Source organism: Morganella psychrotolerans, assembly GCF_001676055.1.
In the GTDB taxonomy this organism is placed as follows: Bacteria; Pseudomonadota; Gammaproteobacteria; order Enterobacterales; family Enterobacteriaceae; genus Morganella; species Morganella psychrotolerans_B.
Genome location: NZ_LZEX01000023.1, coordinates 207,756 through 234,659, shown reverse-complemented (window position 1 = coordinate 234,659; position 26,904 = coordinate 207,756). Strand labels below are relative to the sequence as shown.

Annotated in this window: 21 protein-coding genes and 2 pseudogenes; 11 read left to right on the top strand and 12 right to left on the bottom strand. The window is 51.4% G+C overall.

Translation table 11 applies throughout. From position 1 onward, the window contains the following. Positions 1 to 71 precede the first annotated feature (71 nt). Both AYY17_RS13020 and AYY17_RS13015 read left to right on the top strand, forming a co-directional pair. Positions 72 to 302: a hypothetical protein gene (locus tag AYY17_RS13020; protein ID WP_067424276.1), complete on the top strand. Its 231-nt coding sequence runs from the start codon at positions 72 to 74 to the stop codon at positions 300 to 302. Beyond that, entirely contained in the window at positions 299 to 625 is a 327-nt protein-coding gene (locus AYY17_RS13015) for a low molecular weight protein tyrosine phosphatase family protein (RefSeq protein ID WP_067424274.1), read from the top strand. The genes AYY17_RS13020 and AYY17_RS13015 overlap by 4 nt, the downstream gene beginning before the upstream one ends. A gap of 126 nt (positions 626 to 751) precedes the next feature. On the opposite strand, the gene AYY17_RS13010 is transcribed toward AYY17_RS13015, so the two are convergent. The 4 genes from AYY17_RS13010 to AYY17_RS12995 are packed head-to-tail and all read right to left on the bottom strand — an operon-like array spanning position 752 to position 5,302. Then, positions 752 to 1,324: a molecular chaperone TorD family protein gene (locus AYY17_RS13010; RefSeq protein WP_067424272.1), complete on the bottom strand. Its 573-nt coding sequence runs from the start codon at positions 1,322 to 1,324 to the stop codon at positions 752 to 754. 12 nt (positions 1,325 to 1,336) lie between these two features. Continuing rightward, complete coding sequence (locus AYY17_RS13005) at positions 1,337 to 2,248, bottom strand: dimethyl sulfoxide reductase anchor subunit family protein (RefSeq protein WP_067424270.1); 912 nt, start codon at positions 2,246 to 2,248, stop codon at positions 1,337 to 1,339. Further along, positions 2,241 to 2,885, bottom strand: a complete 645-nt coding sequence (locus AYY17_RS13000) for a DMSO/selenate family reductase complex B subunit (protein WP_067424268.1) — start codon at positions 2,883 to 2,885, stop codon at positions 2,241 to 2,243. Before AYY17_RS13000 ends, AYY17_RS13005 begins: the two co-directional genes overlap by 8 nt. Then, positions 2,882 to 5,302: a DMSO/selenate family reductase complex A subunit gene (locus tag AYY17_RS12995; RefSeq protein WP_067424266.1), complete on the bottom strand. Its 2,421-nt coding sequence runs from the start codon at positions 5,300 to 5,302 to the stop codon at positions 2,882 to 2,884. The genes AYY17_RS13000 and AYY17_RS12995 overlap by 4 nt, the downstream gene beginning before the upstream one ends. Before the next feature lie 536 nt (positions 5,303 to 5,838). Here AYY17_RS12995 and AYY17_RS12990 point away from each other — a divergent pair. The 4 genes and pseudogenes from AYY17_RS12990 (at position 5,839) to fdnI (ending at position 11,499) form a co-directional block, all read left to right on the top strand. After that, on the top strand, positions 5,839 to 6,624 hold the full coding sequence (locus AYY17_RS12990; protein ID WP_067424264.1) for an AraC family transcriptional regulator: 786 nt from the start codon (positions 5,839 to 5,841) through the stop codon (positions 6,622 to 6,624). 271 nt (positions 6,625 to 6,895) lie between these two features. After that, positions 6,896 to 9,944 (top strand): annotated as a pseudogene (fdnG, locus tag AYY17_RS12980) (formate dehydrogenase-N subunit alpha). 9 nt (positions 9,945 to 9,953) lie between these two features. Then, positions 9,954 to 10,847 (top strand): formate dehydrogenase subunit beta, encoded by an 894-nt coding sequence (gene fdxH, locus AYY17_RS12975; protein ID WP_067424262.1) that lies wholly within the window; start codon positions 9,954 to 9,956, stop codon positions 10,845 to 10,847. Beyond that, positions 10,840 to 11,499 carry a formate dehydrogenase-N subunit gamma gene (gene fdnI / locus AYY17_RS12970; RefSeq protein ID WP_067424260.1) on the top strand — a complete coding sequence of 220 codons (660 nt, stop codon included), beginning with the start codon at positions 10,840 to 10,842 and terminating at the stop codon, positions 11,497 to 11,499. The genes fdxH and fdnI overlap by 8 nt, the downstream gene beginning before the upstream one ends. A gap of 59 nt (positions 11,500 to 11,558) precedes the next feature. On the opposite strand, the gene AYY17_RS12965 is transcribed toward fdnI, so the two are convergent. The 5 genes and pseudogenes from AYY17_RS12965 to hrpB all read right to left on the bottom strand — a co-directional run bounded on the left by AYY17_RS12965 (position 11,559) and on the right by hrpB (position 17,759). Then, entirely contained in the window at positions 11,559 to 11,891 is a 333-nt protein-coding gene (locus tag AYY17_RS12965; protein ID WP_328585540.1) for a HigA family addiction module antitoxin, read from the bottom strand. Positions 11,892 to 11,895: 4 nt separating this feature from the next. Beyond that, positions 11,896 to 12,177, bottom strand: a complete 282-nt coding sequence (locus tag AYY17_RS12960; protein ID WP_067424256.1) for a type II toxin-antitoxin system RelE family toxin — start codon at positions 12,175 to 12,177, stop codon at positions 11,896 to 11,898. Then, positions 12,167 to 12,418 (bottom strand): type II toxin-antitoxin system Phd/YefM family antitoxin, encoded by a 252-nt coding sequence (locus AYY17_RS12955; protein WP_032097815.1) that lies wholly within the window; start codon positions 12,416 to 12,418, stop codon positions 12,167 to 12,169. Before AYY17_RS12955 ends, AYY17_RS12960 begins: the two co-directional genes overlap by 11 nt. 172 nt (positions 12,419 to 12,590) lie before the next feature. Then, positions 12,591 to 15,104 (bottom strand): bifunctional glycosyl transferase/transpeptidase, encoded by a 2,514-nt coding sequence (gene mrcB / locus AYY17_RS12950; protein WP_067424254.1) that lies wholly within the window; start codon positions 15,102 to 15,104, stop codon positions 12,591 to 12,593. Between the two features lie 205 nt (positions 15,105 to 15,309). Further along, positions 15,310 to 17,759: pseudogene (hrpB, locus tag AYY17_RS12945) on the bottom strand (ATP-dependent helicase HrpB). A 92-nt stretch (positions 17,760 to 17,851) separates the two neighbouring features. Between hrpB and sfsA the strand changes: the two are divergent. From sfsA to panC, 5 genes are all read left to right on the top strand, one after another. Then, the gene (sfsA, locus tag AYY17_RS12940; protein WP_067424253.1) at positions 17,852 to 18,562 is read left to right on the top strand and encodes a DNA/RNA nuclease SfsA; all 711 of its coding nucleotides are present in this window, start codon (positions 17,852 to 17,854) and stop codon (positions 18,560 to 18,562) included. 188 nt (positions 18,563 to 18,750) lie between these two features. After that, complete coding sequence (gene dksA, locus AYY17_RS12935) at positions 18,751 to 19,206, top strand: RNA polymerase-binding protein DksA (RefSeq protein ID WP_067424251.1); 456 nt, start codon at positions 18,751 to 18,753, stop codon at positions 19,204 to 19,206. 427 nt (positions 19,207 to 19,633) lie between these two features. Continuing rightward, positions 19,634 to 21,136, top strand: a complete 1,503-nt coding sequence (gene pcnB, locus AYY17_RS12930; protein ID WP_412779022.1) for a polynucleotide adenylyltransferase PcnB — start codon at positions 19,634 to 19,636, stop codon at positions 21,134 to 21,136. Continuing rightward, on the top strand, positions 21,133 to 21,615 hold the full coding sequence (gene folK, locus AYY17_RS12925; RefSeq protein WP_067424250.1) for a 2-amino-4-hydroxy-6-hydroxymethyldihydropteridine diphosphokinase: 483 nt from the start codon (positions 21,133 to 21,135) through the stop codon (positions 21,613 to 21,615). Before pcnB ends, folK begins: the two co-directional genes overlap by 4 nt. Positions 21,616 to 21,667: 52 nt before the next feature. After that, positions 21,668 to 22,528 (top strand): pantoate--beta-alanine ligase, encoded by an 861-nt coding sequence (panC, locus tag AYY17_RS12920; RefSeq protein WP_067424248.1) that lies wholly within the window; start codon positions 21,668 to 21,670, stop codon positions 22,526 to 22,528. On the opposite strand, the gene AYY17_RS12915 is transcribed toward panC, so the two are convergent. The 3 genes from AYY17_RS12915 to AYY17_RS12905 are packed head-to-tail and all read right to left on the bottom strand — an operon-like array spanning position 22,506 to position 26,887. Further along, entirely contained in the window at positions 22,506 to 23,861 is a 1,356-nt protein-coding gene (locus tag AYY17_RS12915) for a TolC family outer membrane protein (protein WP_067424246.1), read from the bottom strand. The two genes, panC and AYY17_RS12915, sit on opposite strands and share 23 nt — an antisense overlap. 4 nt (positions 23,862 to 23,865) lie before the next feature. Continuing rightward, on the bottom strand, positions 23,866 to 25,182 hold the full coding sequence (locus tag AYY17_RS12910; protein WP_067424244.1) for an HlyD family type I secretion periplasmic adaptor subunit: 1,317 nt from the start codon (positions 25,180 to 25,182) through the stop codon (positions 23,866 to 23,868). Next, entirely contained in the window at positions 25,172 to 26,887 is a 1,716-nt protein-coding gene (locus tag AYY17_RS12905; RefSeq protein ID WP_067424485.1) for a type I secretion system permease/ATPase, read from the bottom strand. Before AYY17_RS12905 ends, AYY17_RS12910 begins: the two co-directional genes overlap by 11 nt. Between the last annotated feature and the right edge of the window lie 17 nt (positions 26,888 to 26,904).

Here is a 26,904-nt window from a genome sequence, read left to right as displayed (position 1 = left end):
TTAGCCCTCCCTTTTTCCGTATTACCGCGGCTGCTGAACCCGGTAATTCAATTTCGTAAAGAGAGAAAAAGATGGATAACACCCGAAACCGCGCCTGGCGCAAATTTAAGAATCGTATAAATAAATCCCGTGATCAGAAACACCACAGCGGTCTGTATGATTTTTCCCCCGAAAAACGCTGGAAAATGTTGTACACCCGCGGCGATAAACTGATCAGAGCCACTCAGTTAGGCATAGATTATCCACGGGTCAGTCAGGCGATGCTGACACGCAACGCCCGTTATGAGGAAAGTGACCAGTGAATATCCTGTTTATCTGCAGCCGCAACCAATGGCGCAGCCCGACGGCCGAACACCACTGGCGGAACCATCCGCAGTGGTCTGTCCGCTCAGCGGGTACCAGCCGTAATGCAAAACGCCGGGTCACCCCGGCGTTACTTCAGTGGGCAGATGTGATTTTTGTCATGGAGCAGAAACACAAAAATCGCCTGAAAGCCGAATACTCCCGCCTTCTCGATCATAAAACCCTGCACATCCTTGAAATCCCTGATGATTACCAGTACAACGACCCGGCGCTGATTGCACTGCTCGACGACCTGGTGCCGCCGTATCTCAGCGATAGTTAAATCCACAGGTTTTTTACAACGTATCTGTCACAGCTCAATCTGCCCCGGCGCAGATAAAAAATACGCCCCGGAAAAAGGGACGTATAGATTGCGGGCAATGTAATAAAGCTATATTACTGCGCAATATTATGTTTTTAAAAATGCGCGAACCGTCACCATTGCCAGTTGTGTCAGCGCACAATAAAACGGGCTGTGTCCGTGAGCATTAAGACGTTCAGCGTACTGAGGCAGCCAGGTGAGCAGATGCTGACTCAGCAGCGTATTTACTGCCGGTGCCCGCATTTCAGACGCTAATACTGCCGCCTGAAATAAAATCAGCCCGATGTGATCTGCCGGTTCCGGATACGCCGTGCTCAGTTTCAATCGCTCCTGCTTTAAAAACGCATTCAGCGCCAGGGTGGAATCCCCCTGTAACAACCCTTCCGCATCCCGGTAAACCGAGCCCCACGGCGGCGCCGGCAGAGCTCCCGGACCGGCAAACAAATCCTGCCAGGCCGATTTCAGTGTTCCTGCATCACAACCGGCTGAACGGCTTAACTGTGTACGGAGTGCTTCATCCACCTCACAGGGCCATTGCTGCGCAAACCCGGGCAGGGTGAACAGCCGCATAGCAACGCGGTTGCTGTCATCATCCGGGGAGAACAGATAACAAATACCCAGCACGTTAAATGCCGCCGCATAATGGGAGATTTTACTCATCAGGCGCTCCCGTCAGGCGTGAATATAATAGAAAACATAACGCAGCATAAATTCGGCAATAATGGTCAGCAGACACCCGGTAAGAAACAAACCGCCCGCTGCCTGATACTCCGTATCCCGCCTTTTCGGTCCCACCGCACGAACCAGTGCGATACCACACAAAAGCAGCCCGGCAACCGCCATAATCCAGGTGCTTACCCGCAACCCGGCAATGCTGTAATAAGCCGTGATTGGCGAAAGCGGAAAAGTAACCGATTTTTGCGATAACTGTGTGGCGGTCAGCCAGTGTTCATAAAATGGCTGATATAACAGGCGCGCGGTCAGGCTTACCGCCATGACACTCCACAGCAGCCACAAGCGGGACACTGACAGATAATCTGCCGGGATAATAATCCCTGCTTTCTGACCAAAACGCTGTGACAGCATCATCAGCAACACATACAGCGCTGCACCGAGGCTCAGCATGGTGGCGAAAAACATCAGATAAGTATTGGCATCATTCCACGTCAGAATCGAGGTATAGCGGTAAATCGACGCCATACAATAAATGTCAGCCAAACCAATCACCATTGCCGCGCCAAACAACAGAAAAGAGAGTTTGCCTGACTTCCATAGCCAGAGAAATGTCACGCCTAAACTGCCGACAAATGCCGCCGTCACTACCACTTCACGACTGAGCCAGGCGGTGAATACATTATTAATGGCATTCGGGGCATTCAACGGCACGCCCAGATGCGTGATTGATGCCACTGATCCTATCCCCGCGATAATGCAGATAATAAAAATCGTCAGCATCATCATACGTTTAAAACTGTCTGCCGTAAGGCGGCGGGAGAGCGGTGCGGCAAACACCCCGCTCACAACGCACAACCCCACCGCCGCATTCATCATGTAAGTGAAAATTAAAAGCGACCACTCATTCATTTTCTTTTCTCTCACTGTTTATGTCATCAAAATGTGCCCCGTGATGCGCATTGATCACCAGGTTCGGCTGTGTAATGGACGGATCAGGCAGACCGGTTACATAATCCAGATTGCCGTATTTCGCCCGCAACTCATCAATCGGTCCGAACTGAATAGCGCCCAGCGGACAGGTGCTGACACATACCGGCTGCTCACCTTTTTGTTGTAAATCAATGCAAAAATCGCATTTCGACATCTGTTTGGTTTCCGGGTTCATCTGCGGCGCGCCATACGGACAAGACCACGCACAGGCACCACAGCCGACACATTTGTCTGTATTGACCATCACGATGCCGTCGCCGTCGCGCTTGTGCATTGCAGTGGTCGGGCAGTTGCGGACACAAATCGGATCTTTGCAGTGGTTACAGGAAATGGAGAGCGTATAAGCAAACACATTGTTGATCAGCGCACCATTATTGTTACGGCTGTAACCGCCGCCGGTCATTTCATACACGCGGCGGAAGCGGCGCCCGACATCTAAATTGTTTTTATCTTTACAGGCAACCTGGCAGGCTTTGCAGCCGGAGCAGCGGGCTGAATCAATATAAAACCCTAATTGTTTTTCACTGACTGCCGGATAAATAATGAATTTACTCATGCTTTTTCCACCTCAACTAATAGTGTCTGGTGCGCATTACCGTGCGCCAGCGCCGTACTGCGTGACGAGGTCAGCACATTGGCGCAGCCGCCCTGATCAACACCGTTACTGTCCGGCAGCCACCAGGCTCCCGCCTGGAGTGCAACCACACCCGGCATAATTCGTTGGGTAATTTTTACCGGGATCATCGTTATGCCGCGCCCGTTATAGATCTTCACTTTGTCACCGTCATTAATACGGCGATCTTGTGCGTCAAACGGGTTGATCCACAGTTCCTGGCGCTGAACTTCCTGTAACCACGGATTGGCAAACTGCGTGGAGTTAGCGCGGTTCCGCCCTTTCCAGGTGATTAATTGCAGCGGATAGGTTGTGGTGAGTCTGTCTTCCGGACCTTCAACCGCAGGCACATAATGGGAGAGCGCCGGGATTTCCGGGTTATCCATGTCATACAGACGTTTGGAGAAAATCTCGATTTTGCCGGACGGCGTCGGGAACGGATTGTTTTCGATATCCTGAATATTTTTTTCAAACGCCACATTTTGCGTATGCGGACGGTGCGTTAATAAATGACGACGTTTGACCAGCAGTTCATCAAAGGTGGGAATATTATCTTCCGGACGCTTAGCTGCCGCATCATTTACCAGGAATTCAATCCAGTCACGATCCGTGCGGTGACCGGCGGTAAACTCGTCATATACACCCAGTTTTTCCGCCACTTCACACAGCCAGTCATAGTCTGTGCGGCGCTCAAAATCAGGTTCAATCGCTTTTTCCGAGAGGATCAGGTAATCGCCGTAACTCCAGGTGCCGCCGATATTCCAGCGCTCCAGAAAACTGGTCTCCGGCAGCAGCAGATCGGCGTATTTCGCACTCGGCGTCAGATAGAGATCACTGCACACGATAAATTCAACCTTCGATTCATCCTCCAGCACTTTTGCAGCATGCAGAATGTCTGTGTTCTGATTTGTCATGTAGTTACCCGCCATCGAGAAGATCATTTTGATCTCTGTGCCGAGTTTCTCTGCATTCTTCAGGCCGTTTGCCGGTGTGACCAGATTTTTGTCTTCACACGCCTGCACCCAGTTGGTGATATTGATTTTTTCTTTAACCGGATTATCAAACAGCGCCGGTCCGGCAATGGTTTTACGCAGATCCGGATTCAGTGCCATGCCGTAACCCGCCGCCCAGCCGCCGCGCACACCCACGTTTCCGGTGATCGTTGCCAGCAAAGTGGCACCCCGGGCGCTGCGCTCGCCGCAGATATGCCGTTGTGGTCCCCAGCCCTGCATCAGCACCGCCGGTTTGGTTGAGGCATATTCACGCGCCAGTTGGCGGATAGTGTCCGCCGGAACTTTGGTTATTTTCTCCGCCCATTCAGGCGTTTTGGCGATACCGTCTTTTTTACCGGTCAGATACGCCACCAGCGATTCATTATCAGCAACGCCTTCCGGCATCTGATCTTCACTGAATCCCAGAGTATATTTATTGATAAATGCCTGATCGTGCAGATTTTCTGTCACGATGACATACATCATCGCATCCATCATGGCGTTATCGGTGGTCGGCAGGATAGGTATCCATTGATCCGCCAGGGAAGAGGCGGTATCGGAATAGCGCGGGTCAACGACAATAAATTTTGTGCCGTTCTTTTTCATCTTCTGAAAATAGTGGTTGCTGTGCCCGAAAATCGTTTCGTTCGGGTTATGCCCCCACAAAATCACCAGCGGCGTATTTTCAAGGGTATCCAGTGTGCTGCCACTGGCAGACGTACCATAAGTGTACGGCGTTGCCGCCATGGTATTGCCGTTACTGACTGAGTGGTAATTTTCCAGGAACCCGCCGGTCAGGTTAAACAGGCGGCGCAGCATATTTGCACCGGAGAAAATCCCGCCGGTCACACCCGTACTCAGGCTGACAAAGCGCGATGCGGAGCCATATTTTTCACTGATCCGCTGCCATTGCTGTGCGATTAATGATGTCGCTTCTTCCCAGCTTATCCGCTCAAAGCGCCCTTCCCCCCGTTTACCGACACGTTTCATCGGGTATTTCAGGCGATCAGGATGATAGATAAATTTCCGGTAACCGCGCCCGCGCACACAGGCCCGCATGATCGGCATCTCTTCATTTAAATCAGCATCCGGACGCGTCGTGATACGGATGGCCTGACCATCTTTAATATGCGCGCGGATATCGCACTTGCCGCCGCAGTCAAAACTGCTGCATGTGGGAACAACCCGCACGCCGTCATCCACCGGATGCACAGGAATGTGTGCCGGATCAGGTGAAACGGAAGCAATACTTTCTGATGCCAGAAATGGCACCGCAGATAATACAGAACTGACCTGTATAAAGCGCCGGCGGCTTATTTCACCGATAGCGCCGGAACCTTCATTATCATGGCCGGATTGATGACTCATAGTGGATTTACCCCGGGTGAGAAACAGAGAGCGACATTTATACCCTTATTCATTCAAACCGCAGGTTCGTTGGCCGCACTCAGCCAGCCGGGTCACATACTTATGTATGCTCCCCGCCTATCTTCCCTTGCCGCCTGCCTGCAACTTGAATGACGTTGGGTATAAAAACAATAAATAATAAATAATATTTAATTTTAAATGACCGGAAATAACGCCGCGCCCCCGGCAACACATTAATAACCGGAAGTAATCAGAATCTGAATAAACAAAATGGCGGCAGCAGAATGGTAATGGATTAATATATTGCTGCCATACGCAAACCGGACAAGAACATTTGAATTTCAGCCTCTTTTCCGTCACTGTTAATTTAATGCGTTATAGTTGTTGCTCAATACGCCTGAATGTATATGTGATTACAAAATGTTATCGTAAAACACCTGTTTTGCGGCACAGGGATCTGATATAACAGCCGGCGTCCTGCCGATAGCAGCAGGCAGGCCATCATCTTCAGTCAGAAAGCGGGGAGCACATCACTTATGAGAAATATTCCGTTGAAAAGCGTGGATAATATTGCGCGGGATGTTATTGCCCTCGGAACAGATTATCTGCCGGATACCCTGCTGGAGTACCATTCTCACCGGCGTGCGCAGTTTCTCTACCCGGCAACGGGATTGATTGAAGTCAGTACGGCAGGCGGTGAATGGGTTATTCCGCCCTCATGTGGCGTGTGGATCCCTCCGCTGATCGCCCACGAAACCCGCATGCTGAATGTCAGCACCCGCAGCCTGTATATTGAACCGGCGGCAAAGCCGCGTCATTCGGCGGATTGCGAAGTTCTGAGTGTCTCTCCGCTGTTACGTCAGTTACTGCTTGAAGCCGCTGATGTGCCCGCCGAATATGATATTCAGGGGCGCGACGGGATGCTGATGCAGTTGATCTTGTGTGAACTGAGCCGCGCCCGGCCCCTGCCGTTTTTTGTGCCGGTTCCGCGGGATGAGAAGCTCGGCCTGATGTGCCGTGAGTTTATGCGCAATCCGGTGATAACCTCCCAGCCCGGCGCCTGGGCGGAAAAACTGCATAAAAGTGAGCGCTCATTCAGCCGGTTTTTCCGCACACAAACCGGGATGTCATTCTCAGAATGGCGTCAGCAGGCGTGTCTGCTTAATTCTCTTTCTCATATATTATCGGGGAAATCGATTACAGAAATTGCTTATGATCTTGGCTATAATAGCGCGGGGGCTTTTTCTATTATGTTTAAGAAACAAATGGGTCAGTCACCTTCCCATTTTAAAGTGGATGACGTGGATATCCGGCATTTTTAATTTGTATTTTCCGGCATTTAAACTTATTATGACGGCGAAATTAAAGTTGATTTAATTCATCCCCTCTGTGAGCAGAAATTTATATTAATTGATCTGCGTCAATTATAAAGAAATCACTACTACTTTGTGATTATTCAAATCGTGCTGATTCCTCCGATTAATTTTAATTAAACATTAAAGTTCACTTTCATTGATTTCAGGCAATATAAATTCAACCTTTGCTGATATTCTCCTCATGATTTTTTACAAATATATAAAAAAAGAGGATGCGATGAATTTCAGCCGCAGACAGTTCTTTAAGATTTGTGCGGGCGGGCTGGCCGGAACTACAGCCGCCGCGTTAGGCTTTATGCCGTCAGTAGCAATGTCTAATGTACGGGAATACAAATTACTCCGCTCGAAAGAGACCCGGAACACCTGTACTTATTGTTCAGTCGGGTGCGGGTTGCTGATGTACAGCATGGGCGATGGTGCCATGAATGCTAAATCAGCGATTTTCCACGTCGAGGGTGATCCTGATCATCCGGTTAACCGCGGGGCATTATGCCCGAAAGGTGCCGGTTTGCTGGATTATATCCACAGTAACAGCCGTCTGCGCTACCCTGAATACCGTGCTCCGGGCTCGGATAAGTGGCAGCGTATCAGCTGGGATGATGCCTTTGAACGCATCGCCCGTCTGATGAAAGCTGACCGTGATGCCAACTTCATTGAAAAAAACAACGAAGGCACCACAGTTAACCGCTGGCTGACAACGGGGATGCTTTGCGCTTCCGCTGCCAGTAATGAAACCGGCATGTTAACCCAGAAATTTACCCGCTCCCTCGGGATGCTGGCAGTTGATAACCAAGCGCGTGTCTGACACGGACCAACGGTAGCAAGTCTTGCTCCAACATTTGGTCGCGGTGCGATGACCAACCACTGGGTTGATATCAAAAATGCCAATGTCGTTGTGGTCATGGGCGGGAATGCGGCAGAAGCGCATCCTGTCGGATTCCGCTGGGCGATGGAAGCCAAAAATAATAACGATGCTACGCTGATCGTGGTTGACCCGCGCTTTACGCGGACAGCCTCAGTTGCGGATCATTATATTCCTATCCGTTCGGGTACTGATATTACCTTCCTTTCCGGGGTTATTCTGTATCTGACACAGAACGGGAAATTCCATGACGAGTATGTGCGCCATTATACCAATGCCGCTTTACTGGTTCGTGAGGATTTCACTTTTGATGACGGTTTATTCAGTGGTTATGATGCTGAAAAACGCCGCTATGACAAAGCAACCTGGAACTACCAGTTTGATGAAAATGGTCATGCGCTGCGCGACGATACACTTGAAAACCCGCGCTGTGTCTGGAACCTGATGAAAGAACACGTATCCCGCTATACGCCGGATATGGTTGAGAAAATCTGCGGTACACCAAAAGCAGATTTCCTTAAAGTGTGCGAAATTCTGGCCTCTACCAGTCCGGCAAACCGCGCAGCCACGTTCCTGTATGCCTTAGGCTGGACTCAGCACACCGTTGGTGCGCAGAACATCCGTACTATGGCAATGATCCAGTTACTGCTCGGAAATATGGGTGTGGCAGGCGGTGGCGTTAATGCCCTGCGTGGTCACTCAAATATTCAGGGTCTGACTGATCTCGGTCTGCTGTCCACCAGCCTGCCGGGTTATCTGACGCTGCCGTCAGAGAAACAGACGGATATCACCAGCTACCTGAAAGCAAATACGCCGAAAGCGACACTGCCGAACCAGGTGAACTACTGGAGCAACTATCCTAAGTTCTTTGTCAGTCTGATGAAATCCTTCTATGGTGATGCGGCTACGCCGGAAAACCAGTGGGGCTATGACTGGCTGCCGAAATGGGATCAGGCGTATGACGTGCTGAAGTATTTCGACATGATGAATAAGAATGAGATAACCGGCTACATCTGTCAGGGCTTCAACCCGGTTGCCTCCTTCCCGGACAAAAACAAAGTCGTTGGTTGCCTGAGTAAACTGAAATACCTGATAACAGTCGATCCTCTGGTCACAGAAACCTCGAATTTCTGGCAGAACCACGGTGAGATGAATGATGTGGACACCGCATCAATTCAGACAGAAGTATTCCGCCTGCCATCCACCTGTTTTGCTGAGGAAGATGGTTCCATTGCCAACTCCGGACGCTGGTTACAGTGGCACTGGAAAGCAGCGGATGCCCCGGGCGAAGCGCGCAACGATGGTCAGATCCTTGCCGGTATTCTTTATAAGATCCGTGAATTATATGAAGAAGAAGGCGGTAAAGGTGTTGATCAGCTGATGAAGATGTCGTGGGATTACAAACGTAAATTCCACCCGGAATCTGATGAAGTTGCCCGTGAAAATAACGGTGTTGCACTGGAAGATCTTTTTGATGCCGACGGTAATCTGCTGGCGAAAAAAGGTGCGCTTCTCAGTACCTTTGCACACCTGCGTGATGATGGTACCACCGCATCTTCCTGCTGGATCTACACCGGCAGCTGGACGGAAAAAGGTAACCAGATGGCGAACCGGGATAACAGTGATCCTTCCGGTATCGGCAACACGCTGGGCTGGGCATGGGCATGGCCGCTGAACCGCCGCGTTATCTATAACCGCGCGTCTGCGGATCCGCAGGGTAAACCGTGGGATAAAAACCGCATACTTATCGAGTGGAACGGCAAGAAATGGGTCGGTAATGATATCCCGGACTTCAACACCTCGGCACCGGAAGTCGGTACAGGGCCGTTTATCATGCAACCGGAAGGCTTAGGCCGCCTGTTTGCTATCGATAAAATGGCGGAAGGTCCGTTCCCTGAGCACTATGAGCCGTTTGAAACACCGCTCGGGACGAACCCGCTTCACCCGAATGTGATTTCTAACCCGGCCGCCCGTATCTTTGAAGATGACAAGAAACGCCTGGGCAGTCATACCGAGTTCCCGTATGTGGGGACAACGTACCGCCTGACTGAGCATTTCCACACCTGGACCAAGCACGCGCGGCTTAATGCTATCGCGCAGCCGGAACAGTTTGTCGAAATCAGTGAAACACTGGGTGAAGCCAAAGGGATCAGCAGTGGCGATAAAGTGAAAGTCAGCAGCAAACGTGGCTTTATCCGCGCCGTAGCTGTCGTCACACCGCGCCTGCAAACCCTGATGGTGGACGGAAAACCAATCGAAACAGTCGGGATCCCGATTCACTGGGGCTTTGAAGGTGCGACACAAAAAAGGCTTTATCGCCAATACACTGACGCCGGGAGTCGGTGACGCCAACTCGCAAACGCCTGAATTTAAAGCGTTCTTAGTTAACATCGAGAAGGCGTAAGGAGGAATTATGTCCATGCAATCTCAAGACATTATCAAACGTTCTGCGACTAACAGCATAACGCCACCTCCGCAGGCGCGTGACGACAAACTTGAAGTCGCGAAGCTTATCGACGTCACCACCTGTATCGGCTGTAAAGCCTGTCAGGTGGCGTGTTCCGAGTGGAATGATATCCGTGATGACGTCGGATTCTGTACCGGGGTTTATGATAACCCGACAGATCTGAGCGCTAAATCCTGGACGGTTATGCGGTTCAGCGAAACCAAAGAAAACGGCAAGCTGGAGTGGCTTATCCGCAAGGACGGCTGCATGCACTGTACAGACCCGGGCTGCCTGAAAGCCTGTCCGTCTGCCGGGGCAATCATTCAGTATGCCAATGGTATCGTTGATTTTCAGTCAGAACACTGTATCGGTTGCGGTTACTGTATTGCGGGCTGCCCGTTCAATATTCCGCGCCTCAACCCGAAAGACAACCGAGTGTACAAATGTACGCTCTGTGTTGACCGGGTCACAGTGGGTCAGGAACCGGCATGTGTCAAAACCTGCCCGACCGGCGCAATTCATTTCGGCACCAAAGCAGACATGCTGGAAGTGGCTGATGAACGCGTACAGAAACTGAAAAAACGCGGGTTTGCCAATGCGGGTGTGTATAACCCGGAAGGCGTCGGCGGCACACACGTCATGTATGTATTGCAACATGCGGATAACCCGGAGCTCTATCACGGATTGCCGAAAGATCCGCAGATAGATACCCCGATCGACCTCTGGAAAGGCGTATTGAAACCGCTGTCTGCCATCGGATTTATCGCCACGTTTGCCGGGCTTATCTTCCACTATGTGGGGATCGGACCGAATAAAGAAGTAAGCGATGAAGAAGAAGAGGAGGAAAACCATCATGAGTAAGAAAAAAAGCAAAATGATCCTGCGCACAAAGTTTGTTGATCGTGCCTGTCACTGGACCGTGGTTATCTGCTTTTTTATGGTTTCCTTATCCGGTATTGCCTTGTTCTTTCCGACACTGCAATGGCTGACAGAAACATTCGGGACACCGCAGATGGGGCGTATTCTGCACCCGTTCTTTGGTGTGCTGATTTTCTTCGTGCTGATGTTTATGTTTTTCCGCTTCGTCAAACACAATATTCCTGACCGCCAGGATATCTCGTGGGTTAAGAATATTGTGGAAGTGCTGAAAGGCAATGAACACAATGTGGCACGGGTCGGTAAATACAACGCCGGACAAAAAATGATGTTCTGGAGCATTATGAGCATGATTTTTGTGCTGCTTGCCACCGGTATTGTCATCTGGCGTCCGTACTTCGCGCATTACTTCCCGATGTGGATGATCCGCTGGAGCCTGCTTATTCATGCGGCTGCCGCTATCATTCTGATCCACGCCATCCTTATCCATATGTATATGGCATTCTGGGTGAAAGGATCGATTAAAGGCATGATCGAAGGCAAAGTCAGCCGCCGCTGGGCGAAGAAACATCACCCGCGCTGGTATGAAGAAGTGGAAGCCAAAGAAGCCGCTGAAGACGCAAAACAACAGAAGTAAGCTGTTGAAAATCAGTTGCTGAACAAAAAAACGCATCCGGTCGGATGCGTTTTTTTATATCAGTTTGTTTCCGATACTTTCTTCTCAGATGCAAAAGCGTCATATAACACGATACCTGAGATATCGATTTCATTTTGCAGGCGGTGCAAATCATAATTTGCCTGTAAACGTAGCCAGAAAGCCGGATTACTGCCTAACGCTGCCGCTATGCGGATAGCCAAAGAGGGTGTAAGCGCTGTTTTTCCGGATAAAAAACGGGAAACCGTTGCCGGTGTCACACCAATATTTTTAGCAAACTGACGGACTCCCACACCAAGATCAGTAAGGATATTGGATACAATAACACCGGGATGGGAAACGATAGCTTGTTTCATCAATGGATTAGCCTTCATTATGTCAACGTCCATCAGCTATAAGATAAACGGTATTATTTTCCCGCTTAGCGACCGCAATCACTAACAGAACAACACAGTCATCAATAACTTCATAAATCAGACGATAACCGGACGCTTTGAGTTTAATTTTATAACGGTTATTGCATCCGCTCAGTCGTGCTGACGGGATATGCGGATTTTCCAGACGTTCCGCCAGTTTTTTCTTAAACTGCATCTGAACAGGATGACCAAGCTTGCGCCATTCCTTCAGTGCTTTTTTTTCAAATTCAAGCTTATAGGTCATCCAGAGATACACTCACTATCTCAGGTGATTTCATACGTTCATCCGCCAGCTGATTAAGCAAAGCATCTTCTGCCAGTTCCACATACCAGGCAAATAACTCTGGCGGAACACAATAAAATGCAGGTTCATTACGATTAAGAATGGCAACCGGGTTACCTTCACCTTCCTGCACCGTTCCCATCGGATTACGTTTTAAATCAGTAATACTTGCAGCCGTATTACTGAGTATCTGATACGTCATTTTGCGCCTCCGCACTATTATCCTCCGTACATGTATAGCACTTAAAAAAATGCGATTAAAGATGCCATCTAATGATTTTACAACTAATTATTTACCTATTACTTAAACATACCACAAAAACACAAAACCCGCCTGGCGGCGGGTTTTCAATGCAAATAAAAGAGCATAATGATTACTGATCAAACATCTCTTTTAACCAGCCCGGTGCTTCTTCACCGGACTGAGGTTCCTGCTGTACAGGTGCCGCCTGCTGTCCGCATAATGCCTGAGCATCTGTGGTCCAGACCGGCAGAGTGCGGGCGACACCCACGCCGTCACAGACAAAATTACCGTCTGCGTTAACCGACATATCGGTAATATCTTCCGGCGGATTCAGGTTCAGTGCCAGCGGCGGCTGATTGTCCAGATAACGGGCATAGAGCACCAGCGCACCGGAGCCGCCGTACAAACCGGACGGACTGTTATCATCCAGTCCCATCCAGGACACAGTGACTTCTTTCCCGTCGATGCCGACAAACCAGCTGTCGCGCATTTCGTTGGTGGTCCCGGTTTTCCCGGCCAGATTATATTTACCGAATTTCGGCCCTAACCGGCGGGCTGCCGTACCGCGCACCACAACCTGCTGCATACCATATAAGGTCAGATAAGCCGCCTGTGGTGCAACCGCACGCTGTGCCTGCGGGAAGCTCTGGTAAATCACCGTACCGTCTTCTGCAATAACAGAACGCAGTGCCGATAATGTTGCCCGGTTACCACCGCTGCCGATAGTCTGGAACAGTTGCGAAACCTGCAACGGCGTCAGATTAACCGCACCCAACAGCATTGCCGGGATCTTCTGTATATTTTTCGCCGGTGCGCCGAGGCGGATAAAGGTATCTGCTACCGCATCCAGCCCGACCGCCATACCAAGGTTAACTGTCGGCACGTTAATAGAGCGGGCAAGCCCGTCCACCAACATCACGCGGCCACTGAAGGTTTTACTGTCGTTACGCGGTGACCAGGTACCGCCGCCGCCCGGAACCTGAATAGTCAGCGGATTATCATCCAGCCAGGTATTCAGACGGTAAGTATCCGGATTGCCCAACGCCGTCAGATACGTCACCGGTTTTGCCAGCGAGCCGATAGAACGCTCTGCCGCCATTGCGCGGTTAAACCCGGCAAACTGCGGCTGAGAGCCGCCGACCATGGCGCGGACTTCCCCGCTTATCCGGTCAACGATAACCATCGCCCCTTCCAGACCTGGTTTTTTCCGCTCAGCACGGATAGCTTTAATTCCCTCTTCCACGGCATTTTCAGCTGCATCCTGTGACACAGGATCCAACGTGGTGAAAATTTTCACGCCGGAGAGATCATCCACTTTATCACCCAGCTTCTCACGCAGTTCCTGGCGGACCAGTTGCATAAAGGCCGGTTGCGGTGTGATAACCCCGCTTTTTTCTTTCACACCGAGCGGACGGGCGCTCAGGACATCATACATATCCTGATCAATAACATTGCCCTGTGTCTGCAACAGTTTAAGCACCACATTACGGCGCTCAAGGGCATTTTGCGGATTACGCCACGGGTTGTAATACGACGCGCCTTTAACCATCCCCACCAGCAATGCAACCTGGTCAAGACTCAGTTCATCCACCGGACGCCCGAAATAATACAGGCTTGCCAGCGGGAAACCGCGGATTTGCTCATCACCGCTCTGCCCCAGATACACTTCATTCAGGTACAGTTCGAGGATGCGATCTTTGTCATAGCGGTAATCCATAATGAGCGCCATATAGGCTTCATTGGCTTTACGTACCAGTGTCCGCTCATTTGATAAGAACAGATTTTTTACCAATTGCTGTGTCAGCGTACTGCCGCCCTGTACCGCACGTCCGGCAGTCAGGTTTGCCAGCAGCGCACGTCCGATGGAGGTAATGCTGATCCCGTCATGCTCATAGAAATTGCGGTCTTCAGTAACCAACAATGCTTTTACCAGTACATCAGGAAAACCACTGCGGGCAAGGAACAGCCGCTGCTCACCATTTGCGGATTGCAGCATGGTAATCAGTTTCGGATCAAGGCGGAAGAAACCGAATTCACGGCCGTTATCCACGTTTTCGATTTTTTCCAGCCCGCTGCCGCCAAAGACCAGGCGGGCGTTAATCTGCCCTTCTTTACTGTCAGGGAAGTCAAACGGACGGCGGTGCAGCTGGATCGTATTGCCGTTAACGGTAAATTCGCCGGCGCTGGTAATTTTGCTCACCTGACGGTACTGCATGCCTTCCAGCAGTTTCACCATCTCTTTCTGGCTGTAATCCATGCCCGGCTCAAGATTCACGGTACGCCCGTAAACCGCCGCAGGCAGATCCCAGACTTTGCCATCCAGCCGATCACTGATTTTACCGGCCAGATACACGCCGTAAATGCCCAGCAGAACCGCCATAACAACACCAATTTTGACAAGGAACCAAATCCAGCGCCAGCGGCGCTTAGGCGGCTTGTTTTTGCGCCCTTTTTTACTCATGCGGGCTGCTTCCTCATCATCATAATCGTCATCATCTTCAGATTCGTCATCAGTAAATTCATCGTCATACTCATAATCGTCGTCATAATCCGCTTCCCGGCGACGGCGGTCTGAGCGCCTTTTCTTACCGGCAGCGGCTTTTTTGCCACTGCGGCCGGTGCGTTCACGATCAAAATCAGACATGCTCTCTCCCGTCAGTCTGTCTGCCGCCTTCCGTTGTTTCAGCGGGACAGGCGATAATATATATACCCAACGTCATTCAGGATGCAGGCAGGCTTCATGCTGCCAACAAACCTGCAGTCTGAATGAAAAGGGTATCAGTTGCTATTGTCGCCGATTCCGGAAACATACACAGCAAAAATCGCGTTAAAAAAACCAATCTTTGCATTTACATAAACTTTTTTACACGCTTTGTCGGCTGCGCGTTCGCCGGATCATCCGGCCAGAAATGCTTGGGATAACGCCCTTTCATCTCTTTTTGTACCTCCCTGTAGCTCCCTGCCCAAAAGGCTTTCAGGTCTGCGGTGACCTGAATCGGACGGTGTGCGGGCGACAGCAGACTGACGGTGACCGGCAGACGTCCCTGCGCCACAGACGGTGTTTCATCCACACCATACATCTCCTGAATACGTACTGCCATAACCGGTGGTTTATCCAATGTATATTCTACCGGGATCCGCGAACCGGTGGGAACATCAAAATGGCGGGGAAACTGTGTATCCAGCCACTGCTGCTGTGACCAGTCAAGACGCTGGCGCAATGCGCCATACAGATCAATTCCCGCAAGCTGCTGCTGATTGCGCACATTATTCAGGTAAGGAGAGAGCCAGACCGCAAGTGTTTCCCGCAGCGTTTCATCATCCCCTGCCGGCAGCGTTTTCTCCGGGAACCAGATTTTCGCTAACTGTAAGCGGATGAGCAACTGCTGACTTTCATCACGCCACGTCAGCACGGATAATCCCTGCTCACCTATCCAACCCAGTAATGCCTCACGGACAATGTCAGCAGAAGGCGCGGCAAGCTGTCTGCGCTCTATTATCAGCTGACCACAGGTCACCGCCCGCCACGCCTGCCATGTTCCGCGGCTCTCATCACGGGTCAGCCGGTTCTCTGTTTTCAGCAGGTGCGGGGCGAGATCCTGCAATTGTGACAGCTCAAACGGCACTGCGCGCAGGATACGCGCATTGGCATATTGTTCATTTTGCAAAATCAGCGGAGCTACCAGCCCGTTTTCATTGCCGAGCGGACTGCTTTCATCTGTAACCGCCCCCACGCCGTTTGCCAGCTGAAAAATACCAAAGCGCCCGCGATTACCGGCAATGCGATCAGGAAATCCCTGTAATAAGGTGCGGCACAGCCAGTCATTATCCGGCGGTTGTGCCGGTTTTCTGACCGGCAGCCCTGCGGCACTCAGTAATTGCTGCGCCCGCTTGTCCCACCGGGCAGACGGGTGAGTCAGATCATGTAACAGGTTTCCGTTCCCCTCACGCGGCGGTTCTTCCAGTACGGCAATCAATCTTGCCGCCCAATAAATCTGCTGCGGGGACTCATTCAGCGTGTATAACCACAGTGCGGCCAGCCGGGGCTCCGTGCCGGATCCCGCCATCGCTTCGCCTTTTGCCGTCAGCCCGCCCTGCGGCAGAAGGCAGCCCATATCAGTCAGCAACTGTTGTGCAACGCGTACCGCAACCGCAGGTGGTGTATCAAGCCAGGACAGCTGAGAAACATCACGGCAGCCCCACTGCGCCAGGTTCAGCATTAATCCGGATAAATCCGTGTGACAGATTTCCGGCTCACTGTGTGCCGCCGCCCGCTCTGCCTCGGCCTGCCCGCACAAATGCAGGCAGATACCGGGACTCAGCGCCCGGCACGTCCGGCGCGCTGTGTCATGGCAGCACGGCTTATCCGGCTGCGCACCAGGCGGGTCAGCCCGCTGCGCGGATCAAACTGAGTCACTTTTTCCTGACAACTGTCCACCACCAGGGTGACACCTTCTATTGTCAGACTGGTTTCCGCAATATTGGTTGCCAGCACAATTTTACGCATTCCCTCAGGCGGCGGTTCAATTGCCTGCTGCTGCTCATCAAGGGAAAGCGCCCCGTACAGCGGGCAGATAAGGGTATCCGCATCTGTTTTTCCGGCAAGTTGCTCCTGTAAACGACAGATTTCTGCCTGACCCGGCAAAAAAACCAGCACAGACCCGGAGTTCTGCTGATACAGCTGCAACACATGACGGGCAACTTCGCTGATAAACGGCTGATGCGGATTGAGTGGCTGCCAGCGCCGTTCAACCGGGAATGCCCGGCCTTCGGCGGTGATCACTTCAGCATCCGGCAGCAGCGATAATAATTGTTCATTATTTAATGTGGCGGACATAATCAGCAGACGTAAATCAGGGCGCAGTGAAGATTGCACATCTAATAATAGTGCAAGCGCGAGATCGGCCTGCAAACTGCGCTCGTGAAATTCATCTAAAATAATTATATCTACGTCAGATAATTCCGGATCTTGCTGTAACATCCGGACTAAAATGCCTTCTGTTACAACTTCTATTTGTGTCGTTTTACTGACCCGGGTTTCGCCGCGCATCCGGTAACCTACCGTCTCACCCACCTTTTCCCCGCGCTGTGATGCCAGCCGGTGCGCCACGCTGCGGGCCGCGATACGGCGGGGTTCCAGCATAATAATCCGCCCGGTAACGGATGCATCATCAAGCATAAGCAAGGGTAATACAGTGGACTTACCACTGCCGGTCGGTGCCTGTAATAATACCTGTGGCGCATGCCTGAGTGCGGCACTCAGCGCAGGGTAAATGTTACAAACGGGGGAATATGTCACAAAAACCTCATCATCTTCTGCTTAACTTTCGGCGCACAACATTGTAGCATTGCCGCCCCCTGAAAAGTGCAGTCACATTGACAGGAGTTGCTATGGAGTTTCATCCCCCGTTACAGGCGGGGACGCTGATTCAGCGTTATAAGCGTTTTCTTGCTGATATTATCACGCAGGACGGCAGCACTATCACTATTCATTGTGCCAATACCGGTGCAATGACGGGCTGTGCAACGCCTGGTGATACAGTCTGGTATTCGGAGTCTGCCAATACGAAGCGCAAATACCCACATAGCTGGGAACTGACACAGACACAGGACGGACATCTTATTTGTGTTAATACCCTGCGAGCGAATCAGTTAGTGAGTGACGCGCTGATGCAGTCGCAAATCCCGGAACTTACCGGATATGAAACTCAGGCACAGGAAGTAAGATACGGCGGCGAAAACAGCCGGGTCGATTTTTTACTGACGGATCCGCATAAAGCGCCCTGCTACATCGAGGTAAAATCCGTCACATTGCTGGAAAACGAACAAGGTTATTTTCCCGATACCGTAACTTTACGTGGACAAAAACACTTACGTGAGTTACAAGCAATTGCTGAAGCGGGAAACCGTGCAGTTCTCTTTTTTGCTGTACTGCACTCAGGGATTGAGTCAGTATCAGGAGCTGCACATATTGATAAAAAATATTCATCACTATTACAGCAGGCAGCACTATCCGGAATGGAAATTATCTGCTACAAGATGCGCATAACACCGGATGGTATTAGTGTTGATGAAAAAATACCCTTTTCATTCACAGGGTGAATATCAGTTTTTTTTTATAATAAGTAGGATGTTTTGTTAGCTGTGGGCGAATAAACACGCTGTTCTTCACACCTTACAAAACTAATGAGAGCAAGGGTTGCATTACCCGTAATCATCTGCTATCTATAGCGACCTATTTTTTCCCCTCTAAGGGATATTGTCAGAGATGCGTGTGTAGGAGAAGCATTATGCAGGAAGGGCAAAAACGTAAAACCTCGTCCCTGAGCATTCTTGCCATTGCCGGCGTTGAGCCGTATCACGAAAAAGCAGGCGAAGAATACATGAATGCCGCTCAGCTGGCCCACTTCAAGTTGATACTTGAAGCATGGCGCAACCAACTGAGAGACGAAGTCGGCCGTACTGTTACCCACATGCAGGATGAAGCAGCAAACTTCCCGGACCCGGTCGACCGGGCGGCTCAGGAAGAAGAATTCAGCCTGGAACTTCGTAACCGTGATCGCGAACGAAAACTGATCAAAAAAATCGAAAAAACCCTCAAAAAGGTTGAGGACGACGATTTTGGTTTTTGTGAGTCCTGCGGGGTCGAGATCGGGATCCGCCGCTTAGAAGCGCGCCCGACCGCAGATTTGTGTATCGACTGTAAAACATTAGCTGAAATCCGCGAAAAGCAGATGGCAGGCTGATACATTTACCTCAGACGGCGCTTTTACAGCGCCGTCCGTTTTTATTCTGTCTTCTGCACAAATATATACTCTGAAAAATGCGGCGTGCCCGTCTCCTCCGGCGCCTCTTTCCGGCTCTCCGGCCGTTGTACCGGGGCTGTCTTACGTTCCGCCGTCACAATAAACACCGGCTCAGTGAATCACCTATACCCGGTATATATTCATTTACCATTGATGCCAGGCCCTGCCGCGCGTAAACTCTCCGGGCAAACGGCCTGTATTCCCCGTGACAATATGATTGCAAACAGGGAATAATTTAGCTTTACCTTTGGTAAAGCATTCTCAAAAATACAAGTGTACGATATTATTAGTCGCTTATTTTTTAGATCATTTAATTGTTATACAGAGGTGTACCATTTTAAATCGAGTCGCAAAGTTCTGTCGCAGTCTGATTTCACGAGAAAATAAACCAGATCGCACAGAGGCTGCCATTGAGAGGCCGGCCCCGAATGCTGACCATACGCCACAGAATCCGGCCACCCGCAGAGCTAAGCCCGCGCGTCCTGCCGTGAAGCGTAAAAAACCGGCACAAATGGATAATAATAGCGGAACAATCCGGGCGACCGTCATTCCCCGTAACAGTCACGCTATTTCCCGTCAGAACATCAGTGAGAATGCACTTAAGGTTCTATACCGCCTGAATAAATCAGGTTTTGACGCTCACCTTGTCGGCGGGGGGGTCCGTGATCTGCTGCTGGATCGCAAACCAAAAGACTTTGATATTGCCACTAACGCAACGCCGGACGAAGTAAGAAAATTATTCCGTAACTGCCGCCTGGTGGGTCGTCGTTTCCGCCTTGCACATATTATGTTCGGACAGGATATTATTGAAGTCGCCACTTTCCGTGGTCCGCATGATAATGCGGAAGAACCCGCCGGAACCGATGAAAAAACCCGTTCTCAGCAGGGTAAGAACGGAATGCTGCTGCGCGATAATATTTTCGGTACTATCGAAGAAGATGCAGTGCGCCGTGATTTCACCATCAACAGCCTGTATTACAGCGTGTCTGATTTCTCAGTACGCGATTATGTCGGCGGGTTGTCAGATCTACAGCAGCGGATTATCCGCCTGATTGGTGATCCTGAAACCCGTTACCGTGAAGACCCGGTGCGGATGTTACGTGCTATCCGCTTTGCCGGTAAGCTGGACATGACCATTGAGCCGCAAACCGCCGCACCAATCCGCACACTGAGCACACTGCTGCGCGATATCCCGCCTGCCCGTCTGTTTGAAGAGGTGCTGAAGCTGTTACAGGCCGGTGACGGATATAAAACATTCAATCTGCTGCGTGAATACGATCTGCTGGATATGTTGTTCCCGCTGGTTGCCGGACCATTAAAAGAGAGTAATAACACGCCGCTGGCGCGTATTATCGACCAGGTACTGAAAAATACCGATTACCGCATCCATCATGATCAGCGGGTCAATCCGGCATTCTTGTTTGCGGTAATGTTGTGGTATCCGCTGTGCGAACATGCGGAGAAACTCGCTCAGGAAAGTGGCCTGGCTTACTATGAAGCCTTTGCTATCGCCATTAATGACATTCTTGATGAACAGTGCCGCGCAATTGCTATTCCTAAACGACTGACAACCGCAATGCGGGATATCTGGCAGTTACAGCTTCGTCTGCCGCGCCGTCAGGGTAAACGGGCTAACCGGCTGATCGAAAACCAGAAATTCCGTGCAGCATTTGATTTACTGGAATTACGCGCAAAAGTGGAAGGTCGTCACGAATTGCAGGAACTGACACTCTGGTGGGCTGATTTCCAGCTGGCGAATGCCCCGCAACAGCGCACAATGGTGTCAGACCTGGGCAGTGATACACTCAAACGCCGTCCGCGCCGCCGTCACCCGCGTAACCGTCAGAATAATGAGAACAGTGCATCGTGATCCCGGTCTATATTGCCATCGGCAGTAATCTGGACTCACCGTTGGATCAGGTCAACCGGGCGATTGCGGCATTAGGTGATATACCGCAAAGCCGCCTGGTATGCCACTCTGCATTCTACCGCACCGCCCCTATGGGGCCTGCCGGTCAGCCTGATTATCTCAATCTGGCTGTCCTGCTGGAAACCGCGCTGACCCCGCATGAACTGCTTGATGCCACCCAGGCTATCGAACTGTCACAAGGCCGTGTGCGCAAAGATGAACGCTGGGGTCCGCGCACGTTAGACTTAGATATTATGCTGTTTGGTGATAAAGTCATTCATGATGAACGGCTGACAGTACCGCATTATGGTTTGAAAGAACGTGAGTTTATGTTGTATCCGCTGGCAGAGATAGCGCCCGGGCTTATCCTGCCGGATGGCGAATCACTTGCAGCCGTTATCGCCCGTACCCCGGAAAACGGGCTCACGCTCTGGTCGTGAGAAGCACCCGGACTCTGTACTTTTGGCTTACCGGACAGACAAGGAGACACTGATGCGGATTATTGAAACAGCGCTTATCCTGCGCAACGAGTTAGCCCGCCTGCGCACCGGCAGCAAACGTGTTGCGTTTATTCCGACAATGGGAAACCTGCACGATGGTCATCTGGCGCTGATTAAAGAAGCCCGCGCACAGGCTGATATTGTGGTGGTCTCCGTCTTTGTTAATCCGCTGCAATTTGCGCGGGAAGAAGATTTACAACGCTATCCGCGGACATTGCAGGCGGATTGTGAAAAACTGAGTAAAGCACAGGTTGATTTGGTCTATGCCCCTGCCGTCAGTGATGTTTATCCTCACGGGCTGACACATCAGACACAGGTTGTTGTGCCGCCGCTGGTTCACCAGTGTGATGAGCCGCATCAGCGCACACGTCTGAGAGGCATCGCCACCGTGATGTGCAAATTATTCAACCTTGTCCGTCCGGACATTGTTTTCTTCGGCACAAACGACCATCCCCGCTATCTGACCATCCGCCGCCTGATCCGCGACCTGAACTATGATATTGCCCTGGCAACTATTCCGACGGCCCGCGAAAAAACCGGACTGGCGCTCAGTTCCTGCAATACACTGCTTGATGCGGATGAGAAAAAAACAGCACCGCGTCTTTATCTGACACTGCAAACACTCGCAGATATGATCCGCGAACGCCCGAGTGCCATCAGCGAAAGCCTGGATAATGCCCGCGAAGATTTAAATACTGCGGGTTTCCGCGATATCAGCCTGGAAATCTGTGATGCAGATGATCTACAGGATGTGCGTGTAAACAGTGAGAAAGCCGTTATTCTGGCCTCTGTCTGGCTGGGAAGCATCCGCCTGATTGATTGCCTGCATGTTAATCTGCCGCCTGCTGACTGAAATACCCCTCAATCTGCCGGACAGTATCGCTGTCCGGCGTATGACTGTACTGCAATAACAAAATCCATGCCTCCAGCCAGTCGTAGCGGGCTTTTATCTGCTCATTAAGCACCCGGTAATACTGCGTCCTTGCATTGAGCATTTCCGGCTGGCTGCCTTGTCCTGCTGCAATACTTTTTTGTGTCGCCTGAATCTGCTGTTGTGCCGCCGCTACGGCCTGGTCATACGCCAGCAGTTTTACCCTGCCGCCCCGGCAAATCTGATACTGACGTGATAACTCACGCAGCAATGTCTGCACCACCGCATCCCGCTCATGCTGAGCCGTCTGATACTGTGCAGATACACGACGCATGCCCGCCATATCTTTACCACCATTGAACAGCGGAACAGAGAGATGAACACCGGCGCTGAGTGACTCATAACGCTGATTCACCATATTATTGCTGTCAGATTTATTATCAGACCAGGATGCAAAGATCTGCGCGGTGGGCATGAAAGCGCCACGCTGTACTTCTGCCGCCTGTTTTGCCAGGCTCACGTCGTACTGTGCCGCCAGGATCTGCGGGTTTTCTGCCAGCGCCCGCTGCTCCCATGCCGGGTATTCTGCCGGTAGCAGCGCCGGAGGTTGAAAATTTCCCGTATTCAGCCGGGCAATATCATCTGCCCGCAATTGCGGCTGACCGATAATATCCGCCAGTGTGCGGCGGGCATGTTCAATTTCCGGCTCGGTATCCGCCACCTGCGCCTGCACCAGTAATAACTGTGTCCGCTGAGCCTGAATATCCGTCAGCATGCCTTCTCCCGACTGATAAAGCCGCTGCGCTGCTGCCAGCTGAGCATGATGTAATACTTCCTGTTTCCGGTTCAGTGCCTGTTTATCCTGAACATACGCAAGTGCCAGATACGCCTTTGTCACCCTGACCATCAGCTCAGATAGCTGCTGCTGCCTGCGGCTGTCCGCCGCCGGACGGCTGATAAGGGACGCTTTATACTGACTGTAGGCCGCATAATCAAACAGCGGCTGTGTCACCACCACATTCAGCGAATGGCTGCGGTAAGTCTGCTGCTCCGCAACCGGCTCCCGTTTTGTCAGGCGGTTTTGCGGCGTATTCTGATAACTCAGCCAGGCTGTCGGCAGGAGGTGTGCCAGCCCGGCATCTGCCTGAGCCAAATCCGCCTCATGGGTTTTCAGTGCCGCCTGAAAATGCGGATCTGACTTCAGCGCCAGCAACCAGAGATCAGACAGTGTGATTGCCTGTGCCGCTCCGGTCAGCAGCCACAACACTGCCGCACAGAGTGCGCCTGAAAAATGTGCGCCTGAAAAATAGTGCATGCTGTTACTCCTCTGACAGTGCGGAATGCAGGCGATCAGTTACCGGCCTGAACAGATAACTGAGCAGAGAGCGTTCACCGGTTTTAATGAAAATCTCTGCCGTCATGCCGGGCTTTATCGCAGGGATCCCGGCCGCTTGTGCCACCGTTGCCTGAATCTGATAGTACGGCTCACGGGTATCGGGATCCGTCAGGCGATCCGCTGAAATAAATGTCAGCTCACCTTGCAGCTTCGGCGTCCGGTTTTGGTTGAATGCCGTAAAAATAAGATCCACCGGCTGACCGGATGCCACTTTGTCTCTCCACTGTGGAGATAATTTTCCGTCAATGATTAATATCTGCTCCTGCGGGACAACCGACATCAGTTTCTCACCCGTGCGCACCACGCCGCCTTGTGTGAAAACAGAGATATCCATCACCGTTCCGCTCACCGGCGCGGTTATCTGATGTTTATCCGTCAGATCCGTTTCAATAATCCGCTGCTTTTCCAAATCGCTGTACTGCACCGTCAGGCGCGCCAGTGTTTCACGTGCTTGCTGGTGAAAATTTGCCTGCCGCTGAGCTATCCGCTGTATCAGAGACGCCTTTTGCTCTTCTGCCTGGCTGATGTGCAGACGGTTTTCATTAATCTGACTGAGACACGCTGCTTTTTCACGGGCTACCTCCAGATAACGGTGATGTGCCAGATAGCCCTCCTCCGCCAGTGATTTCAGGTTTGCCGTCTGTGTGGTCAGGCTGGTCAGTTGCTGCTGCTTGTTACGGGCAATATCGCTGAGTGTGCCGAGCCGCCGGGTCAGCCCGCTGATGGTCACCTGCCAGCCCTGAATTTCACTCTCCAGCTCAAGACGGCGGTCTGTCAGTAATGCATTTTGCGCCTGTAATTGCGCTTCTCTGTAAGGCGCAGGCGCGTAGTATTTATCCGTTGCATTCAGTGTAAACCCGCTCTGTCCGCTGAGTTCGGCTTCCAGCCGGCGGATAGTGACCTGCGTGCTGTCAAGTTGCTCCGCCAGTGACTCTTTGCGCGCCTGTGACTGCACAGGGCTGAGGCTGACCAACACCTGACCTTCATCCACCTGCTGCCCGTTTTCTGCTTTTATGGCTGAGATAACCCCGTCCACCGGTGCCTGAACCTGCTTTGTGCTGCCTGATACAATCACCGTTCCTGATGCAGCAACACCTCTGTCCAGTGGTGCAAACCCTGCCCACAACAAGAAACCACAGAAACCGGCGATAATCATCACGCTGCCCGCCCGCCGGTACTTCTGTGTGTCCACCGGCACAGTCACCGCATCTGAGTTTATTTTTTTGTGTTTATTTATCATGATGTTCTGCCCGTTCTGCCGGTGAATGACTCAGTTGCGTAATAACCTGAGCCGTTGGTCCGGACAACTTTGCATGCCCGTCAATCAGGAGTAACAGTTTGTCTGTAACGGACAACAGCTGTTTATGGTGAGTGATCAGAATGACGGTTTTTTTCTGTTCTTTCAGCGTATTAATCGCACTGACCAGTGCGAGGATCCCCGCGTCATCCAGATTAGAGCTTGGTTCATCTAAAATAATCAGCGCCGGTGAGCCATACAGTGCGCGGGCAAGTGCAATGCGCTGGCGTTGTCCGCCGGAAAGTCCTTCTCCGTTGGCTCCGGTGAGCGTTTCATATCCCTGCGGCAGTTGCAGGATCAATTCATGGATTTGCGCCATTTTTGCGGCATAAATAATATTATCTGCATCCGCATGAGGATCGAACCTGGCAATATTGTCGGCGATTGTACCGGTAAAAAGCGAAATTTCCTGCGGAAGATAGCCGATGTACTGACCAATCTCCGTTTTGTCCTGCTGACTGATATCCGCGCCATCCAGCCGGACAGCACCCCGCATTGCAGGCCACAGCCCGGCAAGCAGTTTTGCCAGGGTCGATTTACCGGCACCGCTCGGGCCAATCACCCCCAGCACTTCTCCCGCCGCCAGACTGAAATGCAGATTATGCAACAGCGGCACATTGCTGTGAGGATACCCCGCCTGCATTACGGATACGGACAAATTTCCCTTTGGTACCGGCAGTGCAATCTTCACCGGCGGCAACGGATGTGCTGCCAGCAGGGTTTTCAGGCGCTGATAGGCCAGCCTGCTCTCTTTCGCGCTTTTCCATACACCGATAACCTGTTCGATCGGTGCAAGTGCGCGTCCCATCAGAATAGAACCGGCAATCATCATGCCCGGCGTAATGGTATTATCCAGCGCCAGCCAGCCCCCCAGCCCGAGCATCAGGGATTGCAGTGCTATGCGCGTGGTTTTGGTCAGCGACATCATTTTAGCGGCAACATCACTTGCCTGAGTCTGCGCCTCAAGACAGCAAAGGTGGTTATTGAGCCAGCGCTGACGCAGGTGTTGCTGCATTCCCATCGCATCAGCGGGCTGTGTGTGCTCAAAATGGCTGCTCTGCATCAGTTGCGCGGTGGTGGAAAACTGATTCGCCGCCGTCAGCGGTGGCCCGGAAAAGCGTTCGTTGATAATGGCAAGAAACAGCAGAAGCAATGCCCCGCATAATGCAAATAATCCCAGCCACGGGTTAAACAGCGCAATAATCAGCAGATAAACCGGGAACCAGGGTAAATCAAAGAAGGCAAAAATACCGTTGCCGGTAATAAAACGGCGCAGCAGCATCAGATCGGTCAGCGCCGCTGATGGTATGATACCCGGGGTACGGTTCAGTTTTGCCTGAAATGCAGCCGTGTAAATACGGGTATTCAGTGCCATATCAAACTGGTTACTCATACGGATAACCAACAGATTACGCAGGAAATCCAGCCCGCCCATCAGGATAAACAGCCCGATCATAATGAGTGTCAGCATCAGTAATGTCATATCATTACCGGAAGGTAAAACGCGATCGTAGACCTGCAACATATACACGGACGGCACCAGCATAAGCAGATTAATCAGTGCGGTGAATAATGCGAGAGTGGTAAAGAGTTTTTTGCGTGTGGCGATAAATGCGGTGATTTCGTTTCTGGTTTTCCCGGAAAACATAAACAGGTGCTCCGCCT